We start from the raw sequence: 13,590 nt of genomic DNA, 5'->3' as shown, positions 1-13,590 counted from the left end.
TTTATCTAGCTTTTAAAACTGAAATATCACAGAAATAATGCCCTTGCGGATTGCGATATAAATAAAACATCTACTTTTGTACCCTGAAAAATAAGATGTATGGCAAAGAATCTCGTCATTGTGGAGTCACCTGCAAAGGCTAAAACAATAGAAAAATTTCTAGGCTCTGACTATAAAGTTGAGAGTAGTTTTGGACACATAGCAGACCTTCCCTCTAAAGAGTTAGGTGTTGATGTAGATGGAGATTTCACTCCTAAATATAAAGTCTCTGACGATAAGAAAAAGGTAGTAAAAAATCTAAAGTCACTAGCCGCAAAAGCCGATATGGTTTGGCTAGCAAGTGATGAGGATCGCGAGGGTGAGGCCATTGCATGGCACCTCGAGCAAGAGCTCGGCTTAACACCAGACCGTACTAAGCGTATTGTTTTTCATGAGATTACTAAAACTGCAATCTTAAGAGCAATCGATAATCCGCGACAGATTGATTATGATCTTGTAAATGCGCAACAAGCGCGTAGAGTTTTAGATAGACTTGTAGGTTATGAACTTTCGCCAGTGTTATGGAGAAAGGTAAAAGGAGGTCTTTCGGCAGGGCGTGTGCAATCTGTTTCTGTGAGACTTATTGTAGAGCGTGAGCGCGAGGTTTTAAACTTTGAGCCACAAGCATCATACAGAGTAGATGCAGAGTTTACTACAGAAGATGGAAAATCTTTTAGAGCAAAACTTCCTAAAAATATTACTACTAAGAAAAAAGCACAAGAATTTCTTGAGAAAAACTTGAAGGCGACTTTTAAAGTAGATGCGCTTACAAAAAAGCCAGCCAAAAAATCACCAGCACCACCATTTACAACTTCTACACTACAACAAGAAGCAAGTAGAAAGTTATACTTCTCTGTTAGTAAAACGATGAATATGGCGCAGCGTCTCTATGAGGCAGGGCACATTACATATATGAGAACAGATAGTGTAAACCTATCTAAAGATGCAAAAGCTGGTGCGCAAGCAGAAATACTAGCTGCTTACGGTAAAGAATTTCATAAAGAACGTAACTATAAAGGAAAGTCAAAAGGAGCACAAGAAGCTCACGAAGCTATACGTCCAACAGATTTTTCTAAGCATTCAGTTAATATGGATCGCGATCAAATGCGTCTGTATGAATTAATATGGAAACGAGCTATTGCATCACAAATGAGTGAGGCGCAACTAGAGCGTACTAATGTGCAGATAGCTTCAAGCGCAGGAACAGATAACTTTACTGCAAATGGAGAGATTTTAAAATTTGAAGGATTCTTAAAGGTATACCTTGAGGGTCATGATGATGAAGATGAAGAAGAGACTGGATTACTTCCAGATCTTAAAACAGGAGAAACATTACTCAATTCTTACATTACCGCAACAGAACGTTTTACAAGACCACCATATAGATATACGGAAGCATCTCTAGTGAAGAAATTAGAGGAGCTTGGTATCGGTCGTCCGTCTACATATGCGCCTACTATTACTACGATACAAAATCGTAAGTATGTTGAGAAGGGCACTGTAGATGGTAAAGAGCGATCTTATGATGTGTTGAGTCTTGAGAACAACGAGATAAAAGATAGAACCTTAACGGAGATGGTAGGTTCAGATAAAGGAAAGCTAGTGCCTACAGATGTGGGAATGGTGGTAAATGATTTCTTGGTACAGCACTTTGAAAATATTCTTGATTACAACTTTACTGCAAAAGTCGAAGCAGACTTTGATGATATTGCAGAGGGAAAGCAGGAGTGGACAAAGATGATGAAAGACTTTTACACAGATTTTCATCCTCATGTAAAAGATGTAGAGAAAAATGCAGAGCGTGAAGTAGGTGAGCGTATTTTAGGTAAAGATCCAGAAAGCGGTAAACCGGTAAGTGTTCGTCTAGGGAAATTTGGACCTATGGTGCAAATAGGTTCTGTAGAGGATGAAGAGAAACCACGTTTTGCAAGTTTAGGTCCAGATCAAACGCTGGCAAACCTTACTTATGAGCAAGCGATGGACTTGTTTAAGTTGCCTAAAGATTTAGGGACTTTTGAAGAAGAAGAAGTATCTGTAAATAATGGTCGTTTTGGTCCTTATGTGAAGTTTGGGGCAACCTTTGTTTCATTGCCTAAAGGCCGTGACCCTATGGATGTAGATCTTGATGAAGCTATTGTTTATATTAAAGAGAAGCAAAAGGCAGATGCTCCTATTTATACCTATGAAGACCTTCCAGTTCAAAAAGGAACAGGGCGTTTCGGGCCATTTATAAAATGGAACGGAATGTTTATTAATGTCAATAAGAAGTACGACTTTGATAACCTTTCTGACGATGATATCGTAGAGCTTATTGAAGTGAAGAAGCAGAAGGAAATAGATAAAGTACTTCAAGACTTCCCAGAAGAAGGTATACGTGTAGAAAAAGCAAGATGGGGTCGTTCTAATATTATTAAAGGGAAGACTAAAATTGAGCTAAGTAAGGATATAGACGCAGCAGCGTTAACCTTAGATGAAATCAAGGCCTACATAGAGAAAAAAGCACCTAAGAAAAAAGCAGCAGCAAAGAAGAAGGCTCCGGCCAAAAAGAAAGCTCCAGCAAAGAAAAAGGCGCCTGTAAAGAAGAAAACGACTGCAAAAAAGAAGTAATATATGGCCTTTGAGGTGCTAAGCCCTATACCAGAAATTGCGCTTGCGCATATACAATTGCAACATCATCAATCACTAGGTAATAACATTAGATTACACAGTGAGGAGTTGGGAATGCCAGATCTAGAAGGTGTGCAAGTAGCTATTATTTGCTTGCGCGAAAATAGGCGTGATCAAAATAATCTCGGAGAATCATTATCATTTACAGAGCTTAGAACCACTTTTTACGAACTTTTCCCTGGTAACTGGCACACAACAATTGCCGATTTGGGTGACATTCATGGAGGAGAAAGTGTAGATGACACCTATTTTGCCATCAGAACTGTTAACGAAGCTCTTTTTAAGAAGGGAATTGTACCTATGTATATAGGGGGAAGCCAAGATTTGGTGTATCCTATTTACAGATCCTATGATAAGTTGGATCAAATGGTAAATGTGGTGAATGTAGATAGTCGTTTTGACTTAGGAGATGCGAGCCAGCCTATCCATAATAAATCCTACGTAGGGAAGATTATTGTTGAAAAACCATACAACCTTTTCAACTACTCAAATATAGGGTATCAAACCTATTTTAATCCTCAGGAGGAAATAGATTTGATGGATAAGTTATACTTTGATAGTTACCGATTAGGAAATGTTTCGGCTATGATGAGTATTGTAGAGCCCGTAATGAGAGATGCAGATCTTGTTGCGATAGACTTAAATGCTGTGCGCAGTAGTGAGCTAAGTACTAGGTACAATAAAATGCCTAACGGGTTTGATGGAAAGGAGATATGTACTATTGCTCGATATGCAGGTATAAGCGATAAAGTGACTTCTTTTGGAGTTTTTGAGTATAAGAATGACGTCCACGAGGAAAAAGCAGCGATGCTCGTTGCTCAAATGATGTGGTACTTTATTGAGGGAGTAAATTTTCGCGCAAGCGAAAACATGGATATTGAGAAAGGAAATTTTCTTACGTACCAAGTTCCAATAGAAGATGAAGTGTTAACATTTTACAAAAGTGAAAAAACAGCGAGATGGTGGATCGAGATTCCATTTATTATGGGCTTGAATAATAAATTAAAAAGGCACACGTTATTACCTTGCACGTACCAAGATTATCTGGATGCTTGTAATCAAAATATCCCTGAACGTTGGTTCAAAGCAAGGAAGAAAAACGAAATTTGACTATGTGTTTCAACGATGAAATGATTATTTTTGGCGAATAAATTGTTTATTACAAATAAAATAAATAGGTTTACGCCCTTAACTTTAGAATACTTAACCTAATATCCTATGAAAAAGTATATTGCATTTATTGCGATAGTAGCTTTGCTGTCTAGTTGTGGCAAAGGCGATCGAGGGGAACTCGTCGGTGCCAAAGGCAAGCGATGGAACCCTGAAAAACCTTATGGAATGACCCTTGTTTCTGGAGGTGCTTACATAATGGGTAAGAGTGATGATGACTTTGCTGCGGTAAATGACGCTCCTACTAAAACGGTGACTGTGCGCTCTTTCTACATGGACGAAACAGAAATTACTAACGCGGAATACAGACAGTTTGTGGAGTGGGTGCGTGATTCTACAGTGCTCACGAAGCTTGCAATCTTAGCTGATGAGCTTGGGGAGACCCCTGGTAATGGAGGTATAGGTGAGTTTGCATTTAGCGATGCAGATCCTGATAATATGACCCCTTACGAGCAATACATGTATGACAACTATTTCGGGCTAGGAGAGACTGGTTTTGAAGGTCGTAAACTTAACAGAGACATTGATATCATTTGGGATACTTCAGAATATCCAGATGAGTATTATGCTGAGGTGATGGATACGATGTACATCCCTATGGAGGAGGCTTATAATGGACAGCGCACTATTGACGTTGATAAATTAGAATTCCGTTATACGTATCTTGATATTCAGGAAGCTGCAAAGAAAAACGGCGGTCGTCGTAAAGATCATATCAAAACAGAAACAGTGAAAATCTATCCAGACACCACGGTGTGGATTAAAGATTTTGCATACTCATATAATGAGCCTATGCATAATGACTATTTCTGGCATGATGCATACGGAGAGTATCCAGTTGTTGGAGTTACATGGATGCAAGCAAAAGCTTTTTGTGAGTGGAGAACGATGTACAAGAATTCTCATCAAAAATCAAAGAAAAGGCAATTTGTAAACCGTTTTAGACTTCCTGGTGAAGCCGAGTGGGAGTATGCCGCTCGTGGCGGACTCGAAAGTGGTGATTATCCTTGGGGTGGTCCATACGCAAAGAATGATAGAGGTTGCTTCCTTGCAAACTTTAAACCTTTAAGAGGTGATTATGGCGCAGATCAAGCGTTGTATACAGTAGAAGCAGATGCTTACGAACCTAATGATTACAACCTGTACAACATGGCAGGAAATGTATCAGAGTGGGTAGCTTCTTCTTACGATCCAGCTTCTTATGAATATATGTCTACTATTAATCCTAACGTAAATGACAAAGACAATCGTCGTAAAGTTATACGTGGTGGTTCATGGAAAGATGTTGCTTACTTCCTACAGGTGAGCTCACGTGACTATGAGTATCAAGACTCTGCTCGTAGTTATATCGGTTTTAGAACCGTGCAGGACTTTATGGGTGTTGATGAAAAAATCAACCTTAGAAAGCCGAAGAAATAACGAATTGAATAATTCCCAAATTATAACAATTACTTAATCTAATTAACTTACTTAACTAAACTAAACTAAAAGAAATTATCATGGCACAATCTCAAACAAGAAAAAAAATAATGAATGCCGTTTACGGTATTGGAGCAGCTGTAGTTATCATTGGAGCACTTTTTAAATTAATGCACTGGACAGGTGGAGATTTAATGCTTATTATAGGGCTTGTAACTGAAGCACTAGTTTTCTTTATCTCTGCTTTTGAACCAGTTGATTCAGATCTTGACTGGGCATTAGTGTATCCTGAACTTGCAGGTGGTGCAAGTGTATCAAAGAAAAAAGCAGTAGCTCCTGTTGAGGCAGAAGCTCAATTATCTAAAAAATTAGATAACATGCTTAAAGAGGCAAAAATTGATTCTGAGCTTATGACAAGCTTAGGAACTAGCATCCGTAGCTTTGAAGGTGCTGCGAAAGGAATTGCGCCTACAGCAGATGCAATGTCTTCTACTAAGAAATATTCTGAAGAGATGGCACTTGCTGCGGCTCAAATGGAGTCTTTAAATAGCCTTTACAAAGTACAAGTTGAGTCTTCTAGCCGTCAAGCAGAAATCAACGAGCAAGTAACTCAAAATGCTGGAAAGCTTAAAGATCAAATGGAGAGTCTTGCAACAAACCTTTCTTCTTTAAACGGAGTATATGGTGGAATGCTTTCTGCAATGAACAAAAACTAATTTTAGTTGTTTACACAATTAATAAACTAACAACTAAAATTTAAAAAATGGCAGGAGGAAAACAAACCGCAAGGCAGAAGATGATAAACTTGATGTACTTGGTGTTTATAGCGATGCTAGCACTACAGATGTCAAGAGAAGTATTATCTGCTTTCGGATCAATAAATGAAAAGTTTGAGCGTTCAAATGTTTCATTTGAAGCTAAAAACGACCTAGCATTTGCAGATATATCAAAAAAAGCAAATGAGAATGAAGAGTTTAAAGCAGCTGCAGTTACGGCTAAGAATGCTAAAGAACTTGGAAACACGTTGTTTTCATTTTTAGAAGAGGAGAAAGCCGCGCTTACTGGCGATATGGAAGATCCTACAGATTATGAGGCAATGGATAAAACGACTTTCATAGATGAGAGATACTATGCTGGAGGAAAAATCACGCCAAAAGGAAGTGAGTATCTAAGTCAAATGGACACTTACCGTGAAGGTATGTTGAAATTAGTCGGTGATAATGAAGCATTGGCAACTCAAATTAAAAATGACTTTAGTACTAGTGATGTAGTAACTGGGGGTGAAGGTGATGATGTTAAGAAAACTCAAGACTATATTTCTTATCACTTTGTAGGTTTCCCATCAGTTTCTTCTTTAACCAAGATGTCTCAATTACAGAATGACATTAAAGTTGTTGAGAATGAACTATTAACTAAGTTACTTTCTGGTAATCTTAAAGAACTTGCTTCTTTAAATAACTATGAGACGGTAATGACAACCTCAAAAGGAGCTTATTATACAGGTTCTACATTTGATGGTGTTCTTTCTTTAGGTCGTGTAGATTCTTCTACAAAACCTTCTAGAGTAGAATTAAAATTAGATGGTCGTGCAATCCCGGCAGATAAAGTTTCTTATGATGGTGGTAAACTTGTTTTAGGTGTAAACACTGGAGGTGTAGGTGATCACAAAATTACGGGATCATTATTTTACCCTCAAGATGGTAAGGAGATCGAAGTTCCAGTTGAACAAGCTTTTACTACGATTAATAAGCCTAACTCTGCTACTATCGCTGCAGATAAGATGAATGTTGTTTATCGTGGTGTTGCAAACCCAATGACGATATCATTTGCTGGTGTATCAGATAATGCAGTTTCTGCATCTGGAGCAGGTCTTTCTAAAAGATCTGGAACTAGCTATTCAATGACTCCTGGTCAAGGACGCGAAGTAACGATTAATGTGACTGCAAAGCTTCCTGACGGAGGTAGTGCTTCTGATAAAGCTGTTTTCCGTATTAAAGATATTCCACGTCCAGTGGGAACTTTAGGAGGTGATGATGGCGGTAACTTAAAGAAGCCTAGAAACACAGTTGCAGCGGCACCAATAGGAGCTAGTCTTCCAGATTTTGACTTTGATCTTAACTTGAGAGTTAATAGTTTCAAATTTAGAGCAGGAGATGCGGCTACGGTTTCTGTACAAGGAAATAAGCTTAATGGGGCAGCACAATCAGCATTACAACGTGCAAAGAGAGGATCTACAGTACAGATCTTTGATATTAAAGCAAGTATACAAGGTAACTCAGGATATAGATTGAAGACAGTTTCTCCAATCATCATTGAGTTAGCAAACTAAAATAAAAGTAATTATGAGTCTTAAACGTTTAATTTTTGTTGCACTCGGTCTATTGATGGCAGTTCCAGCATTTGCACAAGGAAATATCCTTAATGCAAAAACGCCGGATGAAATGTTTGAAGTTACCGAAGAGCAAAAAGCAAAGGACAATGACAATCCATTGCCATATGGTTACGTAGAAAAGCGTGACGTGTTATGGGCAAAAAACACGTGGGAGGTTGTTGATCTTGATGAACGCGTAAATTTCCCACTGTACTATCCTATTGATACTATCAATATGGGGTCAGATCGTCGTTCACTTTTTGATGTTCTTGTTAAGAATATTAAAAATGGAAAGATTGATGCTATTTACAGAGATTCATACTTTACAGAAAAAATCCAACTAGGAGATCTTTCTGCCGCAATGGTAAAGATTGATACTTCTGATGCTGGATATGATCAATTAAATGCTGGAGAATCGATTTCTGATTATAACATTGAGCGTACAGAAATTACTGCTTATGATATCAACGCATACCACATACGTGGTTACTGGTATATCGATAAGCGTCAAGGAGAACTTAAATACCGATTATTAGGTATTGCTCCAGTTTCTGGCGATGTTAACTTCTTAGATGATTCAAGTGCTGCAGATATTGAGCTTTTCTGGATATGGTTTCCAGGAGCGCGTGAAGTACTGCACAATGCAAAAGCATTTAACCGTAAGAACACATCAATGCCTATATCATTTGATCACTTGTTAAATAGTAGGCGTTTTAACGCGACTATTTATAAAGAGGATAACGTACAAGGTGACCGTAAGGTTAAGGAGTACATCAATGATAACTCAATGATGCAATTACTAGAGTCAGATCGTATCAAAGAACGCATTAGAGATATTGAACAAGATCTTTGGAATTACTAGATTAATTTCCAATTATATTATAAGCCACCTAAGCAATACGTTTAGGTGGCTTTTTTATTTTATAAACTTCAGACCCATAAATAGGAAGGCGATGCGCACTTTGTGAGCCTACTATTCTTGTATTTTTGTAAGGTGAAAGAAGTAGATTATATTATCGTGGGTCTTGGGCTGGCAGGTATCGCATTTTGTGAAGAGTGCGAGCGCAATGGGAAGTCTTTTATTGTCATAGACAAAGGCACAGAAGGCGCAAGCCGTGTAGCAGCTGGGTTGTATAACCCAGTAATTTTAAAGCGATACTCACTGCCTTGGAAGGCTATTGAGCAATTTGATCTTGCAATGCCGTATTTCAGAACTTTAGAAGAGAAACTTGGCGAGTCGTTCATGTATGAATTACCTGTGCGCAAAGTATTCTACTCTATCGAAGATCAAAATAATTGGTTTACAGCAAGTGATAAGCCTGGGTTGAATCGGTTTGTGAAAACTGCGATAGTAAAGGAAGAGCGTGAGGAGATTTCGGCGCCATTTCATTATGGAGAAGTGCTAGAGACGGGTAGAGTTGCAATCACAAAACTTCAATCCTGTTATGAGCAATACCTTGCTGGTAAGTCCGCTTTCGCGAAAGCGGTATTTGATTATGACTTATTACAATTACAAGACTCATCAGTAACATATGATGGCTACAAAGCCTCTCGAATTGTCTTTGCCGAAGGTTATGGAGTGAAGCAAAACCCTTACTTCGGGAAATTGCCATTAGTTGGCAATAAGGGAGAATATATAATTATCAGTGCTCCACAATTACAATTAAATGCAGCAATTAAATCTTCATTCTTTATCGTTCCATTAGGAAACGGTCTTTATAAAGTAGGAGCGACTTATAATTGGACAGATAAAGATTGGGAAGCTACAACAGAAGCTCGTGAAGAGCTTTTAGAGAAGCTTGACGCACTAATTAATGTTTCTTATGAAGTCGTCGATCAAGAGGCTGGCGTGCGTCCTACGACGGGCGATAGAAGGCCATTGCTCGGTGTTCACCCTATCTACAATCAGCTAGCAATATTAAATGGATTAGGCACAAGAGGAATCATGGCAGGTCCTTTGCTAGCTAAGTATCTTTATAACTTTTTAGATCATCAAGAAGCACTTCCCGCTGAAGTGGATGTGATGCGCTTTCCTAAAAAATTCAAATAGTCGGTTTTGGTAATTAGCTTGACAGTTGATCTTTGGCTGGGTCATACTTCATGAAGAAATTGATCCATATGTTGCGTGATAGTCTCATGATTACAGGCATGAAAACAATCATAGTTCCTACAATCGCTATAAAAGAATTTACAAGATTTGCCTCAAAGAACAGATATGTTATGACAAAGGCAGCTGTTGCAAAAGCAATGCCAACAGGGTAACTCACGTACATGGCTCCATAAAAGAAAGAAGGTTCTATCTTATATTTTGTGTTGCAATGTGAGCATCGCTCATGCATTTTGAGCGTTTGTGAAAGTATGTACGGATTTGGGTTTTTGTACATAGACTCATTATGGCAAACAGGGCATTTACCATTAATAATACTGTTAAGTTTAGTGCCTTTTAGAATTCCCATAATCTCCTTGGTTTATGAGTACAAATTTAAGCATCTTTGCAGTCCTCAAACTTTATAAATCATAATATTTACTTATCTCCTTATGCTTAATATTCATAACCTTTCTGTCTCATTTCAAGGCGAATATCTTTTTGAAGAAATCACCTTCCGTCTTAATGGAGGAGATCGTGTGGGACTCGTAGGTAAAAACGGCGCGGGTAAATCTACCATGTTGCGCATTATTTCTGGCGAGCAACCTTATGATACTGGATCTATAGCTATTGAAAAAGAGATAAGTATAGGTTTTCTTAAGCAAGATATTGACTTTGTAGAAGGAAGAACTGTCCTTCAAGAATCTTATGAGGCTTTTAAAGAAATTAAAGAGCTAGAAGGTAAACTTGATGAGATTAATAGTCAGCTAGCTACTCGTACAGATTATGAGAGTGAGGGGTATAACCAATTAATGATTGATATTAATGATGTTCAACATCAATATGAGGTGCATGGTGGCTATAATTATAAAGGAGAGACAGAACGTATTCTTCAGGGACTAGGTTTTAAACGTGAAGATTTTGATAAGCTCACAGATACCTTTTCTGGAGGATGGCGCATGCGTATTGAGCTTGCAAAGCTATTACTTCAAAACCATGACATCCTATTGCTGGATGAGCCTACCAATCACTTAGATATAGAATCTATTATATGGCTTGAGACCTTCCTAAAAGGATATTCTGGAGCTGTGGCAATTGTGTCGCACGATAAAATGTTCTTAGATAACGTTACAAATCGAACCATTGAGATTTCTTTAGGTCGTATTTATGATTATCCAAAGCCATACACAGAGTACCTAGTCTTACGTAAAGAATTAAGAGAGCAGCAACTTGCTTCTCAAAAAAACCAGCAAAAGCAAATAGAGCAAACGGAGAAACTTATCGAGAAGTTTCGTGCAAAAGCATCTAAGGCTACTATGGCACAATCTCTTATTAAGAAGCTTGATAAGATAGATCGCATTGAAGTAGATGAAGATGATAATAGTGTGATGACGTTAAAATTTCCAGTATCTATTACTCCAGGAAAAGTTGTGGTAGAGGCAAACGATGTTGAGAAAAGCTATGGAGATAAGACAGTACTACAGGGGATAGATTTGCTTGTAGAGCGCAATACAAAGACTGCCTTTGTAGGGCAAAATGGTCAAGGTAAATCTACACTTGCCAAAATTATAGTAGGAGAACTAGCACACCAAGGTGATGTAAAGTTAGGGCACAATGTGCAAATAGGATACTTTGCTCAAAATCAAGCAGAATACTTAGACGGTTCAAAAACTGTGGAGGAAACAATGATCGATGCGGCAGATGAGCGCACTAGACCGCTTGTGCGTAATATTTTAGGTTCTTTTCTCTTTAGAGGAGAGGAAGTAGATAAATATGTGCGCGTACTTTCTGGAGGTGAACGTAACAGACTTGCACTGGCAAAATTGATGTTGCAGCCTTTTAATGTGCTTGTGATGGATGAACCTACTAACCACCTCGACATAAAATCTAAGAATGTTTTAAAGGATAGTCTTAAGCAGTTTGAAGGGACGCTTATCGTAGTATCTCACGATCGTGATTTCTTACAAGGTCTTACAGATCGCGTTTATGAATTTAAAGACCACCGTATACGTGAGTTTCTAGGTGATGTAGATTATTATCTTGAACAGCGCGAGGTGTCAAACTTACGGGAGATAGAAAAGAGAGATGTCATCAAAAAAGAGGCGCCAGTAAAAAGCTCTAAAAAATCATACGAAGATCAGAAGAAGCTTAAATCACTTAATAATAGGTTGAGTAAGGTGGAGTCTAATATCAACAAGCTTGAAAGAGAAGTGAAGCAACTTGATGCAGAGCTTGCAACTAATTATGATGAGACCGTGGCGAAGCCAGACTTCTTTGATAATTACAACGGCAAGAAAAAGAAGCTAGACGGCTATATGGAAGATTGGGGCAAAATCACAGAAGAGCTCGACGCTTTAAATTAATATTGTAAATACGCTTTCGCGAAAGCGTATTTACAATACTACATAACTCATAAACCCCACTATTAAAGTGGGGTTTTGTTTTTAGAGTATGTTTTTTTTAAGGTGTTGTCTGTTGTTATTTTGGTTTTTATTAAGAATGAGAGTGTTAGGGTTGAGAAGTCGCTTCAAGACTCTCTGTGTTGTATCCGCTATGGAATCAGTATTTTAGGTGTAGCTAGTGTTTTTTGTCGTTTAACGAGCTGTGAGATTTTTTAAGACATCGTTAACAACTGTCGCGCCTTGACATGGTTAGCTTTGCGTTTTGATCATTAGGTCATTTTCAACCAAAAAAATTACGATGCGTAAAATCATCCTTTCTCTATTAGGAGTAGTACTCATAATAGGCGCTTTCTTTGCTTCTGAGGCAATTGTTGCTAGTAACCAACGTACACGACCAAAACCAGAAAAGGTGGTTAAAACAGTCTTTGTAGAAGATGTTGTTAATGGGGTAGTGCCTATTGAGATTTCGGCAAATGGTAATCTTGTAGCACAGCGCAGGTTAGAGGTGTTCTCTGAGGTGCAAGGTATATTACAAAAAGGCAGCAAACTTTTCAAGCCTGGTCAAACCTATAGAAGAGGAGAAACCATATTACGTTTAAATAGCGCAGAGTATTATGCATCTGTGCAATCACAAAAAAGTGCTTTGTTTAATCAAATTACTGCTATCATGCCAGATTTGAGATTAGACTATCCAGAGGCTTACCCGAAGTGGCAGAAGTATATCAACAACTTTGATGTAAATAAATCTACTCCTGAACTTCCAGAAATTACATCAGAAAAGGAAGGTTATTTTATATCAGGGCGTAACATTCAGACTTCTTACTATAATGTGAAGAACCTCGAGCAACGACTTGGGAAGTACAATATAGTAGCACCTTTTACAGGAATACTAACCGAGGCATTGGTTACTGAGGGAACTCTAGTACGTCCAGGTCAAAAACTAGGTGAATTTATTGACACAAGTGTTTATGAGCTTGAAGTTGCAATAAGTAAGAATTATGCAGATTTGCTAAAAGTAGGTAATGAAGTAGCACTTACAACGATAGATGGAGATCAATCTTACACTGGTAAGGTAACAAGAGTAAACGGAAATATAGATCAAGCTTCACAAACTATAAATGCATACATAGAAGTAAAAGACAGTGCTCTTAGAGAAGGTGTTTATCTTGAGGCTGTGCTCCAAGCTAAAGAAGAGACAGATGCGATTGCAATAGCGAGAGGATTGTTGCAGCCAAATAATCAAGTCTTTACAGTAAGAGATTCTATTCTTGACATTATCGATGTAAAACCAGTGTACTTCTCAGATAAAGAAGTTGTTGTAAAAGGAGTGCCTAATGGGACAAAGCTAGTAAGCAAGCCAGTTCCAGGAGCATATGCAGGTATGCTTGTAAAAATATACCAAGAGAAAGATTCATCACAAGCACCAGCAGAGTAAG

General features: G+C 38.2%; 10 protein-coding genes. 9 read left to right on the top strand and 1 reads right to left on the bottom strand.

The genetic code is table 11. From position 1 onward, the window contains the following. Nucleotides 1-99: 99 nt before the first annotated feature. From topA to DCS32_RS03435, 7 genes are all read left to right on the top strand, one after another. Nucleotides 100-2,646 (top strand): type I DNA topoisomerase, encoded by a 2,547-nt coding sequence (gene topA, locus DCS32_RS03465; protein WP_108877007.1) that lies wholly within the window; start codon nucleotides 100-102, stop codon nucleotides 2,644-2,646. Nucleotides 2,647-2,649: 3 nt separating this feature from the next. Then, nucleotides 2,650-3,816, top strand: a complete 1,167-nt coding sequence (locus DCS32_RS03460; protein ID WP_108877006.1) for a formimidoylglutamase — start codon at nucleotides 2,650-2,652, stop codon at nucleotides 3,814-3,816. 108 nt (nucleotides 3,817-3,924) lie between these two features. After that, complete coding sequence (gene gldK, locus DCS32_RS03455) at nucleotides 3,925-5,295, top strand: gliding motility lipoprotein GldK (protein ID WP_108877005.1); 1,371 nt, start codon at nucleotides 3,925-3,927, stop codon at nucleotides 5,293-5,295. A gap of 80 nt (nucleotides 5,296-5,375) precedes the next feature. Further along, nucleotides 5,376-6,011 carry a gliding motility protein GldL gene (gldL, locus tag DCS32_RS03450; protein WP_108877004.1) on the top strand — a complete coding sequence of 212 codons (636 nt, stop codon included), beginning with the start codon at nucleotides 5,376-5,378 and terminating at the stop codon, nucleotides 6,009-6,011. Between the two features lie 47 nt (nucleotides 6,012-6,058). After that, complete coding sequence (gene gldM / locus DCS32_RS03445; protein ID WP_108877003.1) at nucleotides 6,059-7,624, top strand: gliding motility protein GldM; 1,566 nt, start codon at nucleotides 6,059-6,061, stop codon at nucleotides 7,622-7,624. Between the two features lie 13 nt (nucleotides 7,625-7,637). Then, nucleotides 7,638-8,528 (top strand): gliding motility protein GldN, encoded by an 891-nt coding sequence (gldN, locus tag DCS32_RS03440; RefSeq protein WP_108877002.1) that lies wholly within the window; start codon nucleotides 7,638-7,640, stop codon nucleotides 8,526-8,528. 132 nt (nucleotides 8,529-8,660) lie between these two features. After that, the gene (locus DCS32_RS03435; protein ID WP_108879226.1) at nucleotides 8,661-9,716 is read left to right on the top strand and encodes an NAD(P)/FAD-dependent oxidoreductase; all 1,056 of its coding nucleotides are present in this window, start codon (nucleotides 8,661-8,663) and stop codon (nucleotides 9,714-9,716) included. 13 nt (nucleotides 9,717-9,729) lie between these two features. Here DCS32_RS03435 and DCS32_RS03430 read toward each other — a convergent pair whose 3' ends face one another. Further along, nucleotides 9,730-10,122: a DUF983 domain-containing protein gene (locus DCS32_RS03430; RefSeq protein WP_108877001.1), complete on the bottom strand. Its 393-nt coding sequence runs from the start codon at nucleotides 10,120-10,122 to the stop codon at nucleotides 9,730-9,732. Nucleotides 10,123-10,204: 82 nt separating this feature from the next. On the opposite strand from DCS32_RS03430, the gene DCS32_RS03425 reads away from it, so the two are divergent. Together DCS32_RS03425 and DCS32_RS03420 are read left to right on the top strand one after the other, a co-directional pair. Then, the gene (locus DCS32_RS03425) at nucleotides 10,205-12,115 is read left to right on the top strand and encodes an ABC-F family ATP-binding cassette domain-containing protein (RefSeq protein WP_108877000.1); all 1,911 of its coding nucleotides are present in this window, start codon (nucleotides 10,205-10,207) and stop codon (nucleotides 12,113-12,115) included. Nucleotides 12,116-12,452: 337 nt separating this feature from the next. Beyond that, entirely contained in the window at nucleotides 12,453-13,589 is a 1,137-nt protein-coding gene (locus DCS32_RS03420; RefSeq protein ID WP_108876999.1) for an efflux RND transporter periplasmic adaptor subunit, read from the top strand. Nucleotide 13,590 lies beyond the last annotated feature (1 nt).

The organism is Dokdonia sp. Dokd-P16 (genome assembly GCF_003095655.1).
Lineage (GTDB): Bacteria > Bacteroidota > Bacteroidia > Flavobacteriales > Flavobacteriaceae > Dokdonia.
The sequence above is the reverse complement of the archived record's forward strand: the minus strand, read 5'-3'. Positions and strand labels throughout refer to the sequence as shown.

Excerpts from the sequence above, each read along its gene's own strand:
- topA (WP_108877007.1), top strand. The coding sequence starts at position 100 with ATGGCAAAGAATCTCGTCATTGTGGAGTCACCTGCAAAGGCTAAAACA.
- DCS32_RS03460 (WP_108877006.1), top strand. The coding sequence starts at position 2,650 with ATGGCCTTTGAGGTGCTAAGCCCTATACCAGAAATTGCGCTTGCGCAT.
- gldK (WP_108877005.1), top strand. The coding sequence starts at position 3,925 with ATGAAAAAGTATATTGCATTTATTGCGATAGTAGCTTTGCTGTCTAGT.
- gldL (WP_108877004.1), top strand. The coding sequence starts at position 5,376 with ATGGCACAATCTCAAACAAGAAAAAAAATAATGAATGCCGTTTACGGT.
- gldM (WP_108877003.1), top strand. The coding sequence starts at position 6,059 with ATGGCAGGAGGAAAACAAACCGCAAGGCAGAAGATGATAAACTTGATG.
- gldN (WP_108877002.1), top strand. The coding sequence starts at position 7,638 with ATGAGTCTTAAACGTTTAATTTTTGTTGCACTCGGTCTATTGATGGCA.
- DCS32_RS03430 (WP_108877001.1), bottom strand. The coding sequence starts at position 10,122 with ATGGGAATTCTAAAAGGCACTAAACTTAACAGTATTATTAATGGTAAA.
- DCS32_RS03425 (WP_108877000.1), top strand. The coding sequence starts at position 10,205 with ATGCTTAATATTCATAACCTTTCTGTCTCATTTCAAGGCGAATATCTT.
- DCS32_RS03420 (WP_108876999.1), top strand. The coding sequence starts at position 12,453 with ATGCGTAAAATCATCCTTTCTCTATTAGGAGTAGTACTCATAATAGGC.